Genomic DNA, 22,385 nt, shown 5'->3' on the forward strand with positions numbered 1-22,385 from the left:
AAATAAAAAATGAGCATTTCCAACCATAGAAGAGACTATGTAGCTATCAGATAAACAAAGGGACTATCAAAAAAACAAAGGAGTTATCATAAAAACAAAGAAAGCATACAAGTCAGTAGCTGCATTAAAATTTGTCAGACTAGACAGTTTTTTGAATAAAGCATCAGTGAGTTAAGGTAATAGCCTTATCTTTATTACCAGCATAAAACACAATAATTTCTGCTGCCTCTTTACCTTCATTTTTACCGTAATGCCATTTGTTTACTAGCTCGACAATAGAGTCACCCGCTTTCATATAGAGTTTATCTTTGCCCTCTGTAATGACGGTTAGTTCACCTTTTAGCAAAACCCCTGCATTAATTACTGGGTGTTTATGTAAAGGTAATTGCATTCCTGCAGGAATAATAATACGTAGAATTGTCACTTCAGGTTGTCCTTCTCCGTAGGCTGGAAGAGTATCTTGGTTCCAGCTTTGTGTTGTTTTAGCTAGCACTTCAACTTTTAATTCGTCAATATCTTGAGCAACCAAGGTATTGAAAGTCAGCAGCGCGAGCACCATGCCAAACCCTAATTTTTGCAGATGGCTATAACCCATTTTTACTTAATTCCGTATAAAACATTCTGTCAGTACTAAATACGCTTTGCCTGTATCGCATATCCCTTATAACTTAAAAGGATAGTATTATTGTCTAAAAAAGTAATCCAAGTCCCAAACTTATCCCACCTTTCATTTCGCACTCCGCAATGCAGGGTCACAGTTGGAATATGTTTTTCAGCGAGTTTGATGATTTCGCCACTGGCAATGTCTTCATTTTCCAAGCGTCTCTGTCTATATAGCGAACCAAATAGTTTACATCTGTACAATTATCTTCGCCGTTGTCTGCATAACTTGAGTTAAAGCTTAAAATGCAACCAATACCGGGGTCGTAGTCAGGGTGAGAGGCGCCACAATCATAAACACAGTATTTTGTACCTGATACTTGCCACAAACCATGAACCTTTTCACTCGGATCAAATGTGAGCTGATTGGCATAAACAGGCACAAATGAAACACTCAAAATCAACAGCAGGAATTTTACACAAGTCGTTGTTATATAAATTATCTTCCTGATAAGTGTCATTTGAATATTCATACACCCTCACATTTTGAACTTTCATTAACTTAAGTAACTATATGTAACAAAAAACAAGTTTAATGTAATTTTTTGATTTTAGCCATAATCTCTTAAAAATTCACAAGATCTGTCATTTTTGATTTTGGAAGGAGTAAAAGGTATCGAATTAGCATTCAATATTTGGAAAAGAGTAAGCCAAGTTTGCTATCAAACTCGGCTTAAAAGTGGAGCAAAGAAAACGCAACTAATAATTAGATATCTAAGAGTGAAAGTGATAACACATGAAAAATAATTTCTCATTGGTGTGAAGCTATAGAAAGCAGCTGCCTCAAAACTAACTTCTCCGCTTTTTCATTATAGTGAACGGATAATGGGTTCATAAAGCCATGTCCATACTGACTCATCTCTATCTCAAGATTGGTTCTACCCTGTAAATACTCTCCCATTGCGGCCACATCAAAGCTTCCTTCATAGTTAGGCAGGATAAGCTGACAAGGGTATTTAGGGCTTAAATCATGGTAATAACGAATTTGTGACGGGTAAAAGCAATGTATGCTCTTGAAGTTTAACCCCTTGTTGCTGGCAATACGCCAAGCTGCACTTGCACCGGCACTAAAGCCAATTAAAGTATCGGGTAAATGTGTTTTGGCTAAGGTCAAAGCGCTTTGATAATAGCCATCATGGCTTGAGGCTTCACAGAATGCAGCATAAGCAGCGGTTTCATCTGCAAGATTGAGGTACTCACCTTGGAATGGATCTAGCACTAGAACTTGATGTCCTAGGTCTTCAAGTTTGTTTTTTAGTGAATCTGTCCAAGGCGTTAATCCAAAAATATCCGTTAAAATTAAGTATTTCATCTTGCCTCCTGCTATTGCTTATTACCAACAAAAAAGCTCGATAACCAAGGGTTACCGAGCTTAAGAAAGTTCTACTCAATAAACCTAATCTGACTCTTCTTCATTCACCTTAACAGGTCGTTTAAAGAAAGCCATCACATCGCCAAGTTGGTTATTGTTTTTATCCAAGTTGTGGGAGCTATGATCCATCGCATGCGCGTTATCAGAGATTTCTTTAGACGCACCTTTGATCCCAGTAAATGAATTAAACAAATTTTCTATGGCTAGGTTTTGCTGCTGAGTTGCACCTAAGATTGTGCCATTCATATCTGAGATTTCAGCACATGCTTGCATGATGTCATTAATAGATTCAGCAACAGTGTTAATCTTATCGACACCTCGACTTACCTGATCACGACTGAGTGTCATGGTATTTACCGCCTCTAAAGAACGGCCCTGCAAGGAAGAAATCGTTGTGTTGATCTCATCAATTGAAGACTGGGTCTTTTGCGCTAATTGTCTTACTTCATCAGCTACTACCGCAAAACCACGCCCTGCTTCACCCGCTCTAGCGGCTTCGATTGCAGCATTTAAAGCTAACAAGTTAGTTTGGTCCGCAATAGACATAATCACTTCTGATATTTTCGTGATATTTTCTGTATCCAGTCTTAAAGCTTCAATAACATCAGCGGCTTTAGCAATCGAAGTGGCCATACTATTGGACTCTTCAACACTTTCTAGCACTATGCTTTGGCTATTTGTAGCAACTTCATAAGACTCTTTTGCCTTATTGGCAGCATGAGAAATATTATCTTCAACTTCGACGACACTATTGCGAATCTGCTCTACAGAAACAACAACGGTAGAAATTTCATTGTCCTGTTGTTTTACACCAGACAAGGTGGTTTGCACCTGACCCGTTAGCTCGATAGAAGTTTGCTTTGATTGGTCAACACTAATGCAAAGACTTTCAACCAAATTGATCAAGCCATTCTGCATGGCAACAAAAGCTTGAGCTGCGTGGCCTAACTCATCCGCTTTAAAGATTGAAAGATCAAGTTGCTGGCTTAAATCACCTTTTTCAACTTGCTCCATTTGTTTGTTTAACACATTCAAAGGCTGAGTCACTTTACGGATGATGCTTCTCGCTAGCACTAAGACTAAAATAAGCACGACACCAGAAATGATTAATATAACATTCGTGGCATCATCTAGGTTCTGCGTTTCTTGTTGCTGAATTTCAAAGGCATCGTCAGCAATATAAAGTTGCATATCACTTAGAAGATCTACTATTTCATTAAATGGCGCTAGCATAGGTCCTAACATGGACTCTCTTGCTTCCATTACCATACCTTCATCCATTAAACGTATGTAATTCTCTTGCTGCTTCTTATAGCTATTTATTAAATCTCTATATTCTTCGACATATTCATGCACATAAGGGTCTACTGCTAGTCCCATCATGTCTTTTAATGCATTGTCTACCGCAGCTTCATTTTCAGCTATGGTTTGGAGAATTTTCATATGCTCGGCTTTTTCTTCAGTCAAGCCGTAGTCCAGTGCAAAACGTCTATAAGTTACTGTGTAATAACGCAAATCAGAAACAGTTGAAAGCAAGGTAATGTTTCTTTCAACGACATTCGTAAATTGGTTTTTGACTTGATTGATTGCACCCGAGGTATAAGCCCCCAAAGCAACAATAGACAAAAATAAAACCAAAAACGTAATTTGCAATGAGCGTGAAATAGAAATTGAATTAAACATAATCGACCTTAGTTATCCGTAGACTATTGATCTTATATAAACTAATAATTTTAGCTAATAAATATTAGCTATTCTGTCAGTTAAGAGTATTAAAAAGCCATTTAGTTGCCAGTAACATGTCAATTTACTAATTTTTTGTCACTTTCCTTTATCACTAAAGTCTCAATGAAGAATTTTCACAACATCATCTAAATGCATAATGTGATGACACTCACATTACAAAATAGTAATAACAGGTAATATCTAAGCCTATTCATGTCCCGTATTTTCCAAAAGCCAGCATTTATTTGATCGGTTAATTTTTAGCTAAAAATCATATCGAGAAAATGGCGTCAACACTGGAAGTGCTATCACGCTCTCTCCAAATTCTAATAACAATAAATGGCGAATGCCTTTGGATAATTTATGAATCGAATACCCTCTCTCATTAAACCTATCGCAATGAGCAGCTTACTGCTAACCACCAGTCTTATACCAAATCTCGCCCACGCAGGTGACTGGATGGTAGGTACTGGTATATATGACATTACGGGGCCAGCAGCTGATCGTGGCATGGTAGGCTATGGTGATACAGGCCAAACTACACAAGGGATTTTTACTCGGCTTTGGTCACGTGCATTTACGATTGGCAATGCTTCAGGTGATAATTTTGTTATCTTTGTGAGCGCCGATCTACAAAGCATTACTCAAAGTATCCATCAAGGGGTCATGGCAAAAGTTGCTGCTGACGATAGCCTCTCACCCTATCTAAACGAGCAAAATATTATGCTGACAGCCACTCATACCCATGTAGGGCCTGGGGGCTATGACCATAACATCATGCTTAACCTGAGCGCCTTAGGATACGACGAAGACAATTACGCAGTGGCTGTTGAGGGAATTTATCAGTCCATAGTCAAAGCCTTTAATACTAGAACACAAGGTAATATCGAGTTTGCACAAGGCAAGCTGACGGATGCTAGCATTAACCGTAACCCTAGCATTTATGATGCTAACCCGGATGCAAAAAATTATGCCTCTAATGTAAATGACACTATGACTGTCCTCAAGCTAGTACAGGATGACGGCACAGAAATAGGCATGATAGATTGGTTTGCTGTCCATAATGTATCTGCACCACAAAGCTACCGCTACATCAGTGGCGATAACAAAGGGATGGCAAGCCAGTTATTTGAGAGCTTAAAGGGCTCTCAACCTCCTTTTAATACTGGTTTTGTTGCGGCTTTTGCGAATAGTGAAGAAGGCGATGTGTCTCCTAATGTATGTGGGGCACAAGATGGTTGTATGCAAACCACTAAAGAAAACGTCTTACTATCCGCGACAAAACAGTTCGATAAAGCTTTAAGTCTATATGAAAATACGACTGACTCTCTTTCTGGCATCCTAGATTACCGCTTTCAATATGTAAAAATGCCGGGTTATCAAGTGTCATCACAATATACAGGTGAAGGTGATAAAACAGTATGTGAAGGAACGGTTGGCTGGTCATTTGTCGCAGGTGCGGCTTGGGATGGCCCAACTAACATGGATGGTGTGTTAGAAGGCATGACACAGGATAACGAAGGTACCTATTGGAACGAGAATGATACTTTGTTTGGTAATGTGATGGCTGGTTACCCGCTTTTAGGTTTATTAGATGCCTTTTCAAACATTACGACAGGCTCAGATGAGCATCATGAATGCCAGTACCCTAAACCAACTTTTGTGAACGCTGACTTAAATGAGTCCTTCCATTTATATTCTGACACGCTTCCCTTCCAGATCTTCCAAATTGGCAAGTTAGCCTTGGTAGGTATACCTGGTGAAATGACGACCATGTCTGGACGCAGATTAAGAGCAGACCTTGAGACGATACTTGCCGCGAAAGGTGTTGAACATGTTGTTATGGCAGGTTTGGCAAATGCTTATACTGGCTATATCACCACAAATGAAGAATTTGATAAGCAATACTATGAAGGTGGCCACACCATTTATGGCCCCGATACCTTAGCCGCTTACCGACAGATTTATGCTGGTTTAGCTACAGCTATGGTAAACGATAGCCCAGTGACTGCTGGCCCAACACCCGTGAATCGAGAAAACGAACAAGTCATTTATGCGCTTGGTGTCGTATATGATGATAAACGACTGTGGGAGTCCTTTGGGGAAACGGAAAAAGACGCTAACTCAAGTTATAAACAAGGTGATACCGTTACTGTAAAATTTAGATCGGGACACCCACAAAATAACTTCAAAACCATGGATGCTTTTTTCAAAGTTCAAAAAGAAGTCAATGGTAGCTGGGAAACAGTACTTACCGAGAATGACAAAGATACTCTATTCGTTTGGATAAGAGATACAGATGCTGATTGTCTTGCTTGCTCTTATGCTCAATTAGACTGGAATATAGCGAGTAATATGGAAAAAGGTAAATACCGTATTCGCCACGAAGGTCACTGGAAAAGTGGTTGGACAGGCTCAATTAACAGCTATTCAGGCAAAAGCCGTACTTTTGAAATTCAATAGAGGCTCAGAAATCATCAGATAAATACAGTTTGGACAAGGTGTCCAAGCTGTATTTACTTCTAATCATGTTTTGAATGCCCCTTTTCAAGCAGCATTTAAAGAATATGAAAGTTGACTAAGGCAATAAGTGAGCTAATAAATGCCGCTTTATCTCATTGCTTGCAAAGCTTTTATTGACACTTATCTGGTAAATACCCTGGTAATCTTCTGCCGTTAAATTAAATGTCTCCATTACCTTCTGCACCTCTTTAGTCATACTGGTATTAGAGACTGTACGGTTATCCGTATTGATAGTCACCGCAAGCTTATCTAGATAGAAATCGCGAACCGGATGCTCTTCTAGACTCTTTACAGCTTTAGTTTGAATATTACTGCTAGGGCAAGTTTCTAAGGCAATATCACCCTGTTTAACACTTTTATAAGCAACTTCATGATCTTTTATATCTATGCCATGACCAATACGTTCTGCGCCTAATAAATGTATGGCGTCTTCAACGTTTTGGCCAACGCCCTGCTCACCCGCATGAATGGTAATGTGATAACCAAGCGATTTAGCATAATCGGCATGCTCAACAAACTCCTGGCAAAAACCTTCTAGCTCAGCACCGGCTAAATCAAAGGCTACTATGCCACTATTTAAATAAGTTGCCCCTGCATCTAAAACCGCTTTGATATTATCTTTAGGGAAGGTTCTGAGTATGGATAGAATATAATTACCTTTGATATTGTAATCTGATTCAGCACGCTTCATACCAGCAACAACACTGGCCATTATGTCATCAAAGCTCAAACCCGCTTCTTGGTGTAGCTGAGGGCCAAATCGCACTTCCATATAAGTAACATTTTCTTTTGCGGCATCTTCAAATAGCTCATACGAAATACGCTCTAACGCATCACTTGTTTGCATAACAGAAAGTGGCAACTCAAATCGTTTAAGATATTCAGGCAAATTAGGGCAAGTTTCTGGCGCTATCATGAGCTGATTGATTTGCTCGATATCTTGGCTAGGTAAGCTAATGCCTTGCTTATTAGCAAGATCAATTATAGTACTGGGACGAACGCTTCCGTCTAGATGACAGTGAAGATCAATTTTTGGCAGGTCTAAATAATTCATATGAGTCTCTATCTTTAATACAAACGCACAAGCCCTTGAGTAATAAGCAAGGTATTGGCCATAAAGTTACAGACTTCATAATCAAGAATTTAAGGCTCTTGGTAGAAACTCCCAAACCATATCATTGGGATTATACGAAGCAATTTCGCGGCTAAATTAACATGTTGAACCAAAGCTGGCAATCATAAATCAAGCTTATGGTTCGCTTTCTTGCTCTTCTACTTCGGCTTCTGTTAATTCTGAAGATGTTTCTGCAGTAGCGTTTGTTTCATCGACTAAAGGTGGATCGAAAGAAACGTCATCTAACAGTATCAGAGGCTTTTCTTCGGTTTGAGTTTTAGCGTCTGTTTTAATTTCATCTTCTGGAATAAATTTATTTATCCCCGACTGCACTAATCCTTCATCACAACTGCCTTGGTATTCAAGCCAATGAACTGTATTGCCTACCAGTACGATACTGCCAGAAACTAAAAATGTCGTAACAGGGATGAGGCCTGCAACGGCAACACAACTGGTATTTCCACCACAATCCAATCCACCTAAAGAAATAGCATCTAAGGTCAACTCTTTAGTATACATCTCACAGCTCTTTGCATAGGTTTGGCTATGCTCAACTTTAGGTACAAAAGCACATGCAGCTAAGTTTAATGCCACCACAGCAACAAGAGTGACCTTTATAACAGACCTCAAACTTTCTCCTTCAGTTTTATAAATGAGTAATCAAGGTTAAATTAAGCGTTTTTCTTTTTCAAAACAATCGGTTAAATGCTTAATTAGTAATTTTATCCGCGTCTGATTCCTTAAGTCTGGATGTGTTAACAACCAAAGTTTGCTTGTAACTTGAGGTTGAACCTCAAACAACTTAATTAAGCCTTGTCGCTCCTGATCATTAGGTAGAATCGCTAATCCATGCCCTGCTTCTGCCAAATAAGACATGCTATTTAAGTCATTTGCACGTACAAAAATTTGCTCTGAAAAGCTTTTATCCAACAATGGAAAAGGCGCTACTTTTTTTAGGAACTCACTAGCACCTATAATCGAATGATTTTTCATCTCTTGCATTGTTCTAGGAGAGACTTTATTTCCCCCTTTACTATCAAGATAGTTAACGCCACAAAAAACACTCCAGGGAATATTCGCAACCACCTTACCGACTAGGTTTTCAGGAGGTTGCGCATTAGCTCTAATCGCAACATCGGCTTCTCGCCTATTCAAGTCAAAGTCAAGGTTCCCAACTAATACCTCGACGTCAATATCAGGGTAAACCTGATTAAAACTCGCTAAATAACTAGGTAAATAGTGATAAGCAATATTATTAGGTGCGGTAATACTTACCTTTCCCTTAGGCTGATAGTCCTTACCTGCTATATGACGTTCAATATCATCAAAAGCGCTTTCTATTGTTTTCGCTAAGACAAGAACCTCTTCCCCCAAACCAGTTAGTTGGTAACTATGTTGAAAACGCTCAAACAAGCGACCGCCCATTTCTTTCTCTAATGCATTTAAGCGTCTAAACACAGTTGAGTGATTCACAGATAAACGTCTTGCTGCTGCAGATAAAGACCCTGTATTGGCAATCGCTAAAAATACCTTAAATGCATTCCAATCCATTAATACTACTCCATCTTGGTTCGGGGCTTGAGTGAAAGACTTACTAACACTTTCAAGTTAAGACATGTGCCTTACACCTGCCTAAAGTTAGGTAACTTAAGAGTATTCGATCTCACCACTCAAAGTCTCTGTGCAAATGCGCAAATTGGTTTTGCATATTTTGCTAGTTTTCATGCAATGGTGCATTAAACATAATATCACTCAAGAATATCACTCAAGAATATCACTCAAGAATATCACTCAAGAATATCACTCAAAAATAGTATCCAGAATAAAACGCATTAGTTGGAGAGAAAAATATGACTCAGCATTTAGCAGAATTAAATAAGCAAAACTTAGATGTAAGCGATGCCGAAATCACCTTGATAAGCCATGTCTTATGCCCTTACGTACAACGCTCAGTCATTTTATTAAAGGAGCAAGGTACCTCTTACCAGAGGTTAGATATTGACCTTGCCAACAAACCTGACTGGTTCGCCAAAGTATCCCCTTTAGGTAAGGTGCCAGTACTAATGCTTGAGGGTAAAAACAGCCTTTTCGAGTCTCAGGTGATTTGTGAATACCTAAATGAAGTCAACACATCCAGTATGCATCCAGACAATGCCTACGAAAAAGCACATCACAGATCTTGGATAGAGTTTGGTTCAGGTATTTTAGGCGATATTGTTGGTGTGTATAACGCTATAGACAAAGCAGGGCTTGAGCAAAGCTTACAGAGTATTCAAACCAAATTGTCCCAGGTAGAGAAGCAATTAAGCCAAGGGCCATTCTTTTCGGGTGATAAATTTCAGGTTATAGATGCGGTTTACAGCCCTATCTTTAGGTATTTCAATACCTTAGAGAAATATGTTGATTGCCGCTTTTTTGAAGCTCTTCCAAAAATAAGTGCATGGCGACATGCCTTATCACAAAGAACGTCCGTGCAAACCGCTGTAGCTAAGGATTATCCAGAAAGATTAGAGGCCTTCTTTAAAGCGAGAAATGGCTATCTTTCCAGCTTAATCTCTTAAACAAGAGATTGAACTCTACCTACCTCACCAGTCTCTAAACGCACCTTGATGCCATGTGGGTGACTAGGAGATTTGGTGAGTAAGTTTTGCACCTTTCCTTGGGTTAGTTGTCCACTACCCTGATCTTGCTTTTGAACAATATTAACTTGAGCACCAATTTGGATATCTCGTCTTGCTGGGGTTGCCATAATTTGCTCCGCTAAATAAGCAAGAAGCCTATATAAATGCACTTAGTAATACAAGAATTCATATTTAAATCTAATTCTTCAACATTTTCTGGCGTTAGAATATTGGCCATTCAATGGCTATAAGCAAAAAGCAAAAAGCAAATTTTTGGAGCAAAGAAAATGACTCAACTGAAAATTGAAATAGTATCAGATGTAATGTGCCCTTGGTGTGTTGTGGGCTATAAAAATTTAGAAAAAGCATTATCAGAGCTATCGCCTAAATTAACTGCCGACATTAGCTGGCAAGCGTTTGAGCTTAACCCAGACATGCCAACTGAAGGTCAAAACTTATCAGAACATCTAATGCAAAAGTATGGTCAAACTAAGGAGCAAAGCGTAGAAAACAGAGCTCATCTTACTCAGCTTGGTAAAGATGCTGGTTTTGATTTTAACTTTGATGAAAACAGCATAATGATTAATAGCTTTGATTGTCACAGACTCCTAACTTGGGCAAAAGGCTTTAACAAGCAAACAGAGCTGAAACTAGCACTCTTTAAAGCACATTTTAGTGACAAGGTTTACCTAAATGATGAGACTGAGCTCTTACGAATTGTTGAATCGGTAGGCTTACCTCTAAACGAAGCTAAACAACTTCTTGCTAATAGTGACTTCTCGGACATTGTACGAAGTGAGCAACAAAAATATAGAGAGTTAGGTGTTTCTTCAGTCCCAACCTTTATCATTAATGACAAGTATGCCATTAGTGGTGGTCAAGCGGCTGCAACCTTTAAACAAGCACTAGAGCAAATCAGTGCTGAAACTGAAAGCACTTAGTAGCTTATTTAGCCATGGATGTAGGAGCATTTGAAATGTATTTCTACATCCATAAACGTCCAAGTTTAAGATAAGCGCTCTCTGTGAAGTCAAAGATCGACAGGAATAAAGGAGAAAACTCTTTGCCCTTGTTCTAATTGGACTTCACCGCTTGATAATGTTTTAAAGCGAAATGTCATAGTTTTAGACTTCTCTTGTAAAAAAGAACGCTGTGTTATAACGCGTTCTCTAAACTCAACACTGTCTTTTGATAAGGCTATCAGCCCCTTCTCTAACAGAAAGTCGTAAGCTTCTTTTCCGTAACATTCATTTTTGATTTGATAAGTATTGCCTTGAATATGAATTTGATCAGGGCAACTAAGTTCAGTGTTACCAAGACCGATTTGAAACCATATTTGTGCAGATAAAGAAGCGCTAAATAAAAGTCCAAAGTATAGAAGTTTTTTATATAAACTAGTTATCACTGTAAGCCACTAATCTGACCGAAATATGACTGGTAAATAGCTTGATAGCGACCATCCTGCTTCATCGCTTTAAGCTCTTGATTGTAACCCTTCATCACCCTTTCTAAGCCTTTGTAATCTGATGCTTTAACAAAGGTGTTGTAGTAGGGCTTTTGTTTTAAAGGTTTTTCTAAATAGACAATATCATCTGAATAACCTTCTAATTTTGCTTTATACAAGGTTTCAACGGTATTGCTGGCATAGGTGTCAAAGCGCCCATGTACCAGTTTCTTAAGATTAAGATTATTATTTACTACGGTATCTAGTGTAAATACTCCCTCTTCGGCAGCTTTCCAAAAGCCAGGAGTATAAGCAAACCCACTTGTAGCCCCCACTCTCAAACCAGCTAAATCAGTGTAAGAGTTATAATGTATTTTCCCAATACTTTCCTTACGGATAAAGAAGTTCCAATTGAGATTAATATGAGGCTCTTCAGCATAGGTTAATAGGTTAAATCGCTGAGGCTTTTTCGATAAGGTGAATACCATATCAACATCTGAATCTTGCCACATTTTGGTCAAACGGGTTGAAGAACTAACAAGTTCAACTTGGTAATCTAGATTCAGTTTACCCATAATTTCATCGAGAATTTCAATGTCAAAACCGGTTAGCTTATTGTCTTCATCGTAAAAACGATAAGGTGCACCTGGAATGCCAATAATTTTAAGCGTATCTGCTAACAAAGTATTCGCTGATAGAGCAAACATAAGAAATAGCAATATTCCCTTTCTATGCATCTTGCTTACCTTTTGTAATTCAAAAACAAGAATAGTGTAGCGAGCTTATATGACGAATTAAGTCATGGTCTTCCTTAGACTAACGAAATGATCAAACACCATTAACTCTATTAAAAAAGTGAACTATTAACCAGTTTTAATAAGGGGATTTCAGAAAATTTACGCTTAGTTTCATTCTTGGAATTAGCTTTAGAACTGGGTCAAATCGCCTTTTCCCTTGAATAAAATTAAACCTAGATGTCAGATGGAATATCAATAATGGAGAGCTAGGGCTGCTCTCCATTGGCCTGGGGCGGGTTTATCTTATTTACTGTCAGTAAAAACTGGTTATTTGACTAACTTAATTAGTTCTTTAAAGACGCTACCTTCAGCCTTTTGCTGCAGTTCAAACAGAGCCATTTCAGAGCCAGTTAATCTTGCTCCTGCCGCTTGCATTGCATTAATCCCAAGTTGTTTGTTTTCCATGGTTCTTGAGCTGACCGAGTCGGTTGCTAGATGCACCTTTAAATCCATTGCTAACAGGTCTCGAACAGTTTGATACACACAAATATGACACTCAATTCCAGCAACTATCCAATCCGTCTTATTTGTTTCTAAAACTGCCTCTTTTATCTCTTCAGAACCCAATGCACTAAAGCTTGATTTAGCATAAGCAACGCCTGTTAAGTGTTTTGCAATATCAGGATGAGAAGCTCCTAGTTTCTCTGGTATTTGCTCAACCCAAATAATAGGAAGATCAAGCAGTTTTGCTCCCTGAATTAGAATGCTTGTCTGCTTAAACAAGGATTCCTTTTCATACATCTGCTCAGCAAGGTTACCCTGAATATCGACAATAATTAGACCGGTATTTTCTATATTAATCATAGCTACTCGCTTAGGTTGATTGAGATGTTTTTGTCATATCAAATAGGAAAAAAATTCGTATGGGATTGGTGGGAGTTTACTTAAAATAAACGAGCAACCCATGAGCTTAAATGCGTTCACAATTCTATCGATTCGATAACATAATACAAGACTTAGCCTTTTCACATGGGGAACCTAAAATCAAAGTGCATATCTCGTCATAAGTTCAAGCACTTTACCTCACGCACTAAGGTGTAAGAATTTAGTCGTAAGCCCTTGATACTCAGGATAAACAGAAAGGCTTCTTCTATAATTGCCTTGCGAAATAATCATCAATGATTTTTTGATACTCGCCACTTTGCTTTAAGCGGGCCAATGTTTTATCAAACTCATCTCTTAATTGAGTAAGTTTACGCTCCTTAGAGAAAGCGATATAACTTGGCAAGTTTTGAACACTAATAGTGAGCTCTTTAACATCACTTTCCCTATCGAGTTTTTTTAGGATGTGATAGCCACCGTACTTGGTGCTAGCTACCATATCAACTCGCTTCTTCAATAAGAGCCCTAAGTTTTGAGTACCTTCATTCGCTTCTTCAACCCGCCTAAAGGTGTCAGTTTTTATGGCATTATCAAGTTTTAAGCCATAACTTATCTTGCGTACTACGCCTAAGCTATAGGTATCTAATTCCCTAAGGTCTCCATCAAATGCTATCTTAGAGTCTCTTCTCACAAATAAGGACACGGCCTGTTGCATCAAAACCTGATTTGAGAAATCTGCAAAGCGCTCTCTTTCAGGGGTTTTAAAGGCAGTAAAGACGGCATCACGACTCCCCTCTTTGATATAACGCATTGCCCTAGCCCAAGGTAACACCTCAATGGTTATTGGCTGATTCATCTCTTTAAAAGTACGTCGAATAACATCAACAGCCAGCCCTTTAAGCTGGCCATCTTGTGTATATTCATAAGGAGGATATTCGAGAGTAACAAGGCGTATTGTTTTAGCTTGAACAAGTGAGTTCATCACTAAAGTCGCAGTGATAGCAATGAAAATACGGTAATACAAAATATTTACTCCCTTAAATATCGTGTCATATTCAGCTCAATAATGATAAAGATAACATTAACTTAGCTAAGGTGCGAACCTTGAAAGCATCTCAACTTGACTAAACTGAACCGTATTTCAGAATATAAAAAAGCCCCTTGTTACGGTTTAACTCGCAACAAGGGGCTAAAAAGAGATGAAACTCAAATAGCTTTGATAAAGGCCTATTCAGGTACTAACAAATCACCCACGCCCTCAGCAACAGCACCAGCTAATTTGCCTGGAATCCCTTTGATTTGATCACCCATAAAGTTTTTAATGGTTGTCCCATTTTTTAAATTCTCACGATTAATTTTCTTAACCGCTGCTTCAAATGCTTCTTGGTCTGTGCCTGGGATAAAGTTGGTTTCCCCTCTCGCCGCATTTAAAGCCTGCATAGCACCTGGTTTTTTACTAGTAATTTGAATGCCTTCAGCAATAAATGCTTTCGCTTCTGATTGTAAATCACGATAAGCACTGTAAGTTGATTTCTGACAGTACTCATTAAAATTACCGACCTTCTTGCGTCTTACCCAAGCTTTCGCTTTTTTAATCGAATACCCCATTTTCATGGCTCTTGTGGGTTTAGCTTTTTTCGCTTCAATTAAATTAATAAAATTATATGGTGAGCCGAAAGACGGCATACAAACAACATAAGAAGCAAGAACTGGCATATCAGTAATTGCCTTTCTAAACCACAATCTAAACTCTTTGTCTGTGAGTTTTTTATTTTTCATTTTATTGCAATCAAGTACGTATAATCTGAATTTCTCACGCATTTTCTCTTTGTCGATGATGCCTTTAAAAAATAAAAACAGCTCAACGACCGCTGTAACTACAGCTGAAATAGCAGCAGAGCCACCTGCAGTAGCAATAGCAGCAGCACCTTTTACAGTACTAAATAATGCTCTGCCACCAGATTCAATGGCTACGCTTGCAATTTCTGAGCGAATTCTTTCAATAACGTCACTGGCAACTGGGTATTTAGCTAGATCAGATAAACGTTCAGTTTTAATTCTAATAAAAACTTTATCTAGTGCTTTTATTACTTCTGTTGTTGCTGATTTAAGATCTCCTATCCCTGGTGCAATTTCGCCTATTACTTTTTTAACAGCTTCGGGAATCAAGTTGAAGATTTCTTTACATACTCTATCGAGAAAAGCGCCACATGCTTCACCGATTTTTAGAACATCTATATAAGCAACGATTTTTTCTTTGATTTTGGAAATAATTGCAGTAACTAAGTCAACACCTTGTGTTATATAACCATCTTTTCCGGTTGCAAGGTTGCTAATGCCATCGTACAAGTCGTTAACTTTACCACCAAAATCACACGCCAAAGGTAATAGCTCTTCCTGAACTTTTTCTCTTGGCGTTCTTTCATCACACACCAACTTGCTGCTTGAAAACACTTCTAACAAAGCGCCATACAAGGGTGTTAATGTCATGCTTGTTCCTGTGGTCGGCATAATTGGGTTCCCCAGATTTATGAATTTATCAGTGGCTAAAAAAATAAGATTTTTAAAACCAAAAACCTTATTTTGATTATTTTCGAAGCATATATCAATAATGTGCAGTTACCATGAATCAGTTTTATCTAATTTATGCTGCAAAAGAGACAAAACTGTCATCAATATATGTAATAGCACTGAATTTATCCAATCTAGTTTCATTTAGAAAACTTACTATAACTCTAAGCTAATCTTTCTTCATATTTTGCTCAAATTGAGACTTATACAAATTAAGTAGCATTATGAGAGTCATATTGAAAAACGAGATTTACACTTAACACCTAGCTTTTTTAACCTAAGTCGAGCTGAAATAAATAGACTAATGAAAAACATAATGACAGTAGAGCCGGAGCCAATTGCGCTTGCTGGAGCACCTTTTAACCCGCCACCTCCTCGTGAACCTTTAAGTGTATCAATCTCATAAATACTATCTGGGATATTCATTATCTCATAAGGCGACCCTGCTTCTATCTCACTATACTCATCATTTAAAAACACATTCAGAGGATCCGTATCACCTGCATTTGCTTCAAATAAGAGGTTCCTAAATACGCTTTTATCGATATTCAAATTACCGTAATCAATTGCTAACTGAATCGAGTTATCTACTAAGCGAGCGCTAATATCTGATGTTCCACCCAGACTTGTCATCTCAGCATAGCCAAACGTGCCCTCGTCTGTGACAGATAGACCAGTACCAGTCACCCCTCCATCAAGTGGGTCGTCGTACCAAGCTTGTGTATTATCAAAAGCATTTTCACTTAAAAATGAATCAGTTAGGCTATCTCCAGCGCCACTTACTGCAAACATATAACCCGTTACTGATTCATTATTAGACGCGGCAAAATTATCCCGAGAAGAAACCCTCACCCTATAAGTTTCATTGAAACCTTCTAGGGTAGAAACACCCGAATTAATAGAAGAATCACCCACCAAATCGATAGAAAAATAAGCATGCTTATTCTCTTTATCAAGGGCCACACTTGCCGTTGAAATATCTAAAAACTCATAATAAGTTTCAGCGGCTGGCAAACCGCCTAATTCGCTATTCATCGATGAGGTTGGCCGCTCGTAGAGCTCTTTTCTGTATTTATCCGCGCCTAAATCTATATTCCATAAACTCGCATCTTCGTTTGCATTATCGTCCGTTCTAGCATCAGTATAAGTTCGCACGTTAAGTTGATCTTGCCAGTCATCTAAAAAATCACTAGCAAAAACAGGTGTCGAAATAGTGACACTCACCAAGCCAAAAACAAATGAGTTGGATACCATTTGCTTATAATTAGTCTCTGACAGCACATTATAAATTGTCATTATACTTCTCCTAAAAACTACACGTTATAGGACTCAGCAAATAACAAGCCAAGGTAGTTGTTTATTAGCTGTAATTAACCAAGGTGTTTTGTTTGCTAGCAAAAACTTCCAAGATAAACTGCTTAAAACGTCTTAATCTTGCTACTTCTCGATAATCTGGATGAGACAATAGCCAAATTTCATAATTAAGTTGTGGTTTAGCATCAGGAATACGTATTAATTCATCACATTTATCAGCTAAAAAACAAGGGAACATCCCCATTCCCATCCCAGCTTTAACGGCTTCAAGGTGAAGTAAACCTTGGTTAAATGTATGAATACAAGGAACATCAGGGTAAGGTGACTTCAACACCCAATCAGGCTGCTTTTCTGCGGTCCAACCTAGCCAACGCGCAGTAATAGTTTCACCTTGAAAAGTATGCTCAGCTAAATAGGCAGGCGTTGCATATAAACAGGTTGCAACATCTGATAACTTACGTCCTATTAAGTTTTCTGGAGGTACAGCACCTCTTTCAATAAAACGGATAGCAATATCGGCTTCATAACGAGATAAATCAAAGCGGTTGCTAGAAACAGTGATATTCAAGTTGATTTGGGGAAACTCTTTGCTAAAACGTGCAAGCTCCGGCATAAGAAGTTTATTAGCAATTACATCAGGCGTGGTTAAATGCAGATTCCCAACCAGTTTGGCATCCTTGCCCATTAGAACTTGTTCTGCACCTCTCATCGCCTCTTCAGCTTCTTTGGCATAGTGAGATAAGGCTAAACCATCTTCTGTCATCTGATAGCCAGAAACATTACGATTAAAAAGCTTACTACCTAAACTTTTTTCTAACTGATCAATACGACGAGAAATCGTTGAATGACTCATGCCAAATTCTTCTGCTACCGCCCTCGCACTACCAGAACGACTTAAAGCTAAAAAGAATTTAACATCATCCCAATTAATGGTTTCTTTATGTACCAAACAAGCTCCTATTTTGCATTTTCATTGCAGAAAGTCTCCATGCAATTGTAACTTCGGTCAAGCTAATTCAATTATCCTGTTTAAGTTAAACATAATTCAATTCACAGTTCTGCCAAACTAACCATCAGAACTTGCTAAGTGTCTTTAACCTGAACAAAAAGAGCACCTTACAAAATAAGGTGCTCTTCAGGTTTTACTTTCGCTTATAAGAGTCTTTTATTGCTTTAAAAAGCGAGATCTCAATGCGAATAAGTTAAACTATTTTGGTGTATATGTTGCGCTGATATTGTAGCTTGAGGAACGACTGCTATAACCTCTCACCATGATATATGGCTCATCACCATTTGCAGGCACTGTCACAGTACAGCTTTCTGAGCTGCCACTTGCATAAGGGCGACATTCCCAGTTGCTAGTTGACGCTTCACTACCTAAGGCCACATACAAATCAGCATCATTGGTACCTGTCATTTCAACAATCACATCTGTGCCCGCTTTAGCTGGAACTGAACCTAGCTGAGTTTCTTCATTACGACTCACAGAACCTGAGAAGTTAACGACTTCAACCTCTGGCTCTTCAGGGTTTGGATTATTACCAATGCTCCCTTTTGCAAGCTCCCCCATATAGGACAAGGCTAATTTAGTAAATGGCACAGAGGTCGTCGCGTTCGCATCACTATTCGCCAAGGTATCCCGTGAAGTATGAATATTAGGGTTAATATCACTCATACTACTTTCAAATGGCATGGAAGCAGCAAAACCTTGCTGATACCAAGACGCGTGATCAGAACAACCATAACCACAGCTAGAATAACCGACTTCAATGTTTTGGTAAGTTTCAATTAGATCAACAACAAAGCTATTTTGCGAACTGTTAGTGTAATCTGTAAAAATGGTAATATCTTCAAACGAACCATGGAAATTGGTCATATCAAACTGTATGACACCAATCACATTTACGCCGCGATCCTTATAATCTTTGGCAATGGCATCAGAACCTAAAAGACCTACCTCCTCAGCTGCATAACCCATAATTTTTATAGTTTTTTGCGGATGATAATCTTGATCGACAAGAACCGTTAAGGCCTCTGTTAAAACAGCAACACCAGAAGCATCATCATCGGCACCTGGCGCATAGGTACCTTCACCGGTTGAACTACCTACAGTCGAATCAATGTGAGCACCTAGTACAACCACTTCATCCGTGTCGTCAGTACCATTAATTGTCAAAATGATGGATGGTTGATCCCAACTGGCATGCTCGAAATATTCAACAGAAATATCGCTACGACTTGATGCTATAGAAGCCCAATTATCATGAATCCATTGTGCTGACTCTAACCCTGAACTTGTTGTATAAAAACGGTTAGTATATGAAGTAGATAGATGTTCAATTGTCATTGCAATATTAGAAGCATTAACAGCCTCAAGCATAGGCCTAACATTTGTTGCGTTATTAATACTGTAACTTGTTGCGATCAAGGTATCTGCTTGTGATGCTTGTACTTCGACTAGGGCTAGCTGAGCTTCTTCTAGACTGTTGTGGCTAGTATAACCCCCACATTTGTGGTTATTTACATGTAGCATTTCAGAAAATGTAGCCACTTCTGAACTTGCCATCTTATAAATATTTATACCCTTATTACTTGAAATACTTTGAATACTAGGCGCTGAACCCATTATCATCATTTGCTTAACGGTGTTTTCATTACTTCCATCAGTCACAATCCAAGACTGCTTTTCTTCAGCATAAAGATTACATGCCAGTAAAGTACATATCGCAGCTGTTATTTTATTAAGTGTCATTTGATACTACCTATCCATCTGGTTTGAATATTTAAACCCAAAATTCCATTTACTTTTTGAGTAAAGAATATCTAGATTTATTCGCTTAATTGCTTGTTCTGATGGCCTAATACTTTCTTCACTTAAAGAAGAATAAGATCTAACAGATCTAAAAAAGGTCGCCATAAAAAGCTGCTAATTACTCTAAAAGACGGTTTTTTGAATTACTACTGAACAGGACTCACTATCAAACAAGCTCAAAATTTAGACAGTTTTGATGGCAAAAAGCTCACATTTTGGTTTTCATTTTGTATGACAAAAAGCATGTTTTACGAAAACCTTTACTTTTTAAAAGTCACTATTTGAATAAACCTATCAATCAAATCGAGTCAAAGCTGCCTTACACTCCTTCGATTTAACTCTTAGCTGATTACAGATAAAAATTATATTGCTAACTCCAAACACGAAAAGCCTTCCAAATAGTGAGTTTACTTACTAAGCAAAATACTATGCGTTTTGACATCTATTCGGATGAGTTACATTTTCTTACGTTTTGCCTTCAGATTAGACATAAGCAATTGATATTTATGTATTACTTAAGATTTAATTGGCTTCGTTTTCTCTTTCTTTTGAAGTTGGACCAATCGGTCAGATTGTTTTAATTTATTATTATCGCTATGCTTTAAAACCTCATCAGCCATAATTTTCAATGACCTAAATCAGATTTTGTGATTATTAGAATTTTTATGGTCAGCCTCTTTATTCCTCGGAGCACATTATGACCCTAAAACTCAGACTAATTTTAGCTTTTGTCCTTGCCGTTATTATCACCACAATGACAATGGGGCTTCTTAGTTTTTATCAAGCAAGAAGCGTTCTATTAGAGCGAGTTATGGTGTCAGAACTACCTGCTCAAATCGCTCAGATAAAAAGCGAAATAGACAGCGAAATTGAACTGCTAACCGCAACGGCTGAAACCTTAGCCAATAACCGGTTCATTCTTAACTGGGTTGAAAGAGGGTTTCCAGAAAGTGAGGAGCAAAATTTAGTTCATTTACTTGAAGACATTAAAAAGCAATTTAATCTTGAGGTAGCCTCTTGGGCAGATAGAGAAACTGGTAAGTACTGGGATCAGAATGGCTTTCTCAGAAAAATGAGACAAGATAAAGATCAATGGTTTTTCAATTTCACTGAATCAGGTCTTGATTCAAATATGAATGTGGATAGAAGTGAGAGTGGTGATAGCGTTATTTTATTTGCTAACTACCAAAATTTAAATGGACGTGGCTTAGCTGGATTTGGAATGAAGCTAGACCATATGACAGATTATTTGGAAAACTTCAAAATTGGCGATTCAGGCTTTGTTTACCTCGTTGATGAAAACGGCAAAGTAAAAGTTCATAAAGACAGTCAACTACTAGAAAAAGCAGATTTAACCAGCCTATATGATACGAGCATCAGCACCAAGTTATTAAGCAAGAATGAGCTTAATATCTTGGACAATGGCCATAGCGTTATTGCGAGTAACTACCTTCCTTCTATGGGGTGGTACCTTATTGCCGAGATCCCCAATGATTCAATTTATGGCCCTGTAACCAGTATGGGGCAAATTTTACTTATACTTGGTATTGCCTTAAGTGCTATCAGTGCCCTAGCCGCGTCAATCATTGCTGCTAAGTTAGTTTTCCAACTTGGTGCCGTTGCAGACAACTTAAAAGAAATTGGCGAAGGTGATGGGGATCTTAGCCATAGATTAAATACAGATGGTGCGCTAGAAATTGCCAATATAGGTAAAGGCTTTAATAACTTTGTGCAAATGATTCAACACCTTGTAAAACAAGTGATGCAAGATAGTGATAAGTTAAACCAAGCATCACAAGGTATTTCTGCCACTTCTGACAGAATTCGTGAAGATGCTAAATTACAAAGTGATAGAACCTTATTGGTCGTCTCAGCCATTACTGAGATGGAAGCAACAGTACGTGAAGTCTCAAATAATGCATCTCACGCCGCGGAGGCAGCGAGTCAAGTTAATACCGAAGTAAACGAAGGGTTAAAACTTGCGTCAGAAGCTAAGAACATCATAGAGAACTTAGCTGATGAAAGTGATCAAATTAACCAGACGGTTTCAGAGCTTGCTAAAAAGACAGATCAGATTGGTAGCATTTTAGAGGTAATCCGAAACATATCAGAGCAAACTAACCTACTTGCTTTAAATGCTGCGATTGAATCCGCTCGTGCCGGCGAACAAGGACGAGGCTTTGCAGTTGTCGCAGACGAAGTAAGGGCCTTAGCTCAAAGGACGGCACAGTCAACAGATGAAATCCAAGAGATGATCAATCAATTACAAGCTGAGGCAAGCAAGGCGCTTAAAGCGTCTCAGAATGGTCGCTCTAAAGCGGTTGAAGGAGCCGAGTCAGTTCAGCAGTCAACCGCCTCTCTTAATAAGATTGCGGAACAGATTGTATCAATGAACGAGACTAATCATCAGGTCGCAGTGGCAACGGAGCAGCAACTTATTGCAGTGAATGAAATCAGTCGCAATGCAACTGAAATACAAAGCTCTGTAGACGCTAGCCTAGATATGGCTAATGGGCTTTCAGACAGTAGTCAGGATTTAACGGGGTTATCGCATGCGTTAAACCAGCTTGTTATGCGCTTTAAAGTATAAAAGCCACTTAAACTAATGGA

At 38.4% G+C, this 22,385-nt stretch carries 20 protein-coding genes and 1 riboswitch; of the genes, 4 read left to right on the forward strand and 16 right to left on the reverse strand.

The window, feature by feature from the left end; genetic code table 11:
• Window positions 1-163: 163 nt before the first annotated feature.
• The 4 genes from OA91_RS10285 to OA91_RS10300 form a co-directional block, all read right to left on the reverse strand.
• Window positions 164-559, reverse strand: a complete 396-nt coding sequence (locus tag OA91_RS10285; RefSeq protein ID WP_046018450.1) for a cupin domain-containing protein — start codon at window positions 557-559, stop codon at window positions 164-166.
• A gap of 193 nt (window positions 560-752) precedes the next feature.
• Window positions 753-1,058 carry a hypothetical protein gene (locus OA91_RS10290; protein WP_157203821.1) on the reverse strand — a complete coding sequence of 102 codons (306 nt, stop codon included), beginning with the start codon at window positions 1,056-1,058 and terminating at the stop codon, window positions 753-755.
• 353 nt (window positions 1,059-1,411) lie between these two features.
• A complete protein-coding gene (locus OA91_RS10295) occupies window positions 1,412-1,972 on the reverse strand; it encodes a dienelactone hydrolase family protein (protein ID WP_063338149.1) in 561 nt (186 codons plus the stop codon).
• 84 nt (window positions 1,973-2,056) lie between these two features.
• A complete protein-coding gene (locus OA91_RS10300; RefSeq protein ID WP_063338150.1) occupies window positions 2,057-3,715 on the reverse strand; it encodes a methyl-accepting chemotaxis protein in 1,659 nt (552 codons plus the stop codon).
• A 405-nt stretch (window positions 3,716-4,120) separates the two neighbouring features.
• Between OA91_RS10300 and OA91_RS10305 the strand changes: the two genes are divergently transcribed.
• Entirely contained in the window at window positions 4,121-6,220 is a 2,100-nt protein-coding gene (locus OA91_RS10305; RefSeq protein WP_082827875.1) for a neutral/alkaline non-lysosomal ceramidase N-terminal domain-containing protein, read from the forward strand.
• Window positions 6,221-6,335: 115 nt separating this feature from the next.
• On the opposite strand, the gene add is transcribed toward OA91_RS10305, so the two are convergent.
• The 3 genes from add to OA91_RS10320 form a co-directional block, all read right to left on the reverse strand.
• Complete coding sequence (add, locus tag OA91_RS10310; protein WP_063338151.1) at window positions 6,336-7,334, reverse strand: adenosine deaminase; 999 nt, start codon at window positions 7,332-7,334, stop codon at window positions 6,336-6,338.
• Between the two features lie 58 nt (window positions 7,335-7,392).
• A riboswitch (purine riboswitch) is annotated at window positions 7,393-7,492 on the reverse strand.
• Between the two features lie 37 nt (window positions 7,493-7,529).
• Window positions 7,530-8,024 (reverse strand): hypothetical protein, encoded by a 495-nt coding sequence (locus OA91_RS10315; RefSeq protein ID WP_063338152.1) that lies wholly within the window; start codon window positions 8,022-8,024, stop codon window positions 7,530-7,532.
• A 36-nt stretch (window positions 8,025-8,060) separates the two neighbouring features.
• Window positions 8,061-8,945: a LysR family transcriptional regulator gene (locus OA91_RS10320; protein WP_063338153.1), complete on the reverse strand. Its 885-nt coding sequence runs from the start codon at window positions 8,943-8,945 to the stop codon at window positions 8,061-8,063.
• A gap of 299 nt (window positions 8,946-9,244) precedes the next feature.
• Between OA91_RS10320 and OA91_RS10325 the strand changes: the two genes are divergently transcribed.
• Window positions 9,245-9,955: a glutathione S-transferase family protein gene (locus OA91_RS10325; RefSeq protein ID WP_063338154.1), complete on the forward strand. Its 711-nt coding sequence runs from the start codon at window positions 9,245-9,247 to the stop codon at window positions 9,953-9,955.
• Here the strand turns inward: OA91_RS10325 and OA91_RS10330 are convergent.
• Window positions 9,952-10,143 carry a YwbE family protein gene (locus OA91_RS10330; RefSeq protein ID WP_046018380.1) on the reverse strand — a complete coding sequence of 64 codons (192 nt, stop codon included), beginning with the start codon at window positions 10,141-10,143 and terminating at the stop codon, window positions 9,952-9,954. The two genes, OA91_RS10325 and OA91_RS10330, sit on opposite strands and share 4 nt — an antisense overlap.
• A gap of 159 nt (window positions 10,144-10,302) precedes the next feature.
• On the opposite strand from OA91_RS10330, the gene OA91_RS10335 reads away from it, so the two are divergent.
• Window positions 10,303-10,956: a DsbA family oxidoreductase gene (locus OA91_RS10335; protein ID WP_063338155.1), complete on the forward strand. Its 654-nt coding sequence runs from the start codon at window positions 10,303-10,305 to the stop codon at window positions 10,954-10,956.
• Between the two features lie 89 nt (window positions 10,957-11,045).
• Here OA91_RS10335 and OA91_RS10340 read toward each other — a convergent pair whose 3' ends face one another.
• From OA91_RS10340 to OA91_RS10375, 8 genes are all read right to left on the reverse strand, one after another.
• The gene (locus tag OA91_RS10340) at window positions 11,046-11,420 is read right to left on the reverse strand and encodes a hypothetical protein (protein WP_063338156.1); all 375 of its coding nucleotides are present in this window, start codon (window positions 11,418-11,420) and stop codon (window positions 11,046-11,048) included.
• Window positions 11,417-12,196 carry a substrate-binding periplasmic protein gene (locus OA91_RS10345; RefSeq protein WP_082827876.1) on the reverse strand — a complete coding sequence of 260 codons (780 nt, stop codon included), beginning with the start codon at window positions 12,194-12,196 and terminating at the stop codon, window positions 11,417-11,419. Before OA91_RS10345 ends, OA91_RS10340 begins: the two co-directional genes overlap by 4 nt.
• Before the next feature lie 327 nt (window positions 12,197-12,523).
• On the reverse strand, window positions 12,524-13,060 hold the full coding sequence (locus OA91_RS10350) for an isochorismatase family protein (RefSeq protein ID WP_063338158.1): 537 nt from the start codon (window positions 13,058-13,060) through the stop codon (window positions 12,524-12,526).
• Window positions 13,061-13,346: 286 nt separating this feature from the next.
• Complete coding sequence (locus OA91_RS10355; protein ID WP_082827877.1) at window positions 13,347-14,102, reverse strand: substrate-binding periplasmic protein; 756 nt, start codon at window positions 14,100-14,102, stop codon at window positions 13,347-13,349.
• A gap of 203 nt (window positions 14,103-14,305) precedes the next feature.
• Window positions 14,306-15,541 (reverse strand): hypothetical protein, encoded by a 1,236-nt coding sequence (locus tag OA91_RS10360; protein ID WP_157203822.1) that lies wholly within the window; start codon window positions 15,539-15,541, stop codon window positions 14,306-14,308.
• Window positions 15,542-15,880: 339 nt separating this feature from the next.
• Window positions 15,881-16,945: a hypothetical protein gene (locus tag OA91_RS10365; RefSeq protein ID WP_063338160.1), complete on the reverse strand. Its 1,065-nt coding sequence runs from the start codon at window positions 16,943-16,945 to the stop codon at window positions 15,881-15,883.
• A gap of 64 nt (window positions 16,946-17,009) precedes the next feature.
• Window positions 17,010-17,912, reverse strand: coding sequence for a LysR family transcriptional regulator (locus OA91_RS10370; protein WP_082827878.1), 903 nt, complete (start codon window positions 17,910-17,912; stop codon window positions 17,010-17,012).
• A gap of 258 nt (window positions 17,913-18,170) precedes the next feature.
• Complete coding sequence (locus tag OA91_RS10375) at window positions 18,171-19,715, reverse strand: M20/M25/M40 family metallo-hydrolase (protein ID WP_063338161.1); 1,545 nt, start codon at window positions 19,713-19,715, stop codon at window positions 18,171-18,173.
• Window positions 19,716-20,472: 757 nt separating this feature from the next.
• Here OA91_RS10375 and OA91_RS10380 point away from each other — a divergent pair.
• Entirely contained in the window at window positions 20,473-22,365 is a 1,893-nt protein-coding gene (locus tag OA91_RS10380; protein ID WP_063338162.1) for a methyl-accepting chemotaxis protein, read from the forward strand.
• The last annotated feature ends 20 nt before the right edge of the window (window positions 22,366-22,385 follow it).

The organism is Marinomonas sp. SBI8L (assembly GCF_001624705.1).
GTDB lineage: Bacteria > Pseudomonadota > Gammaproteobacteria > Pseudomonadales > Marinomonadaceae > Marinomonas.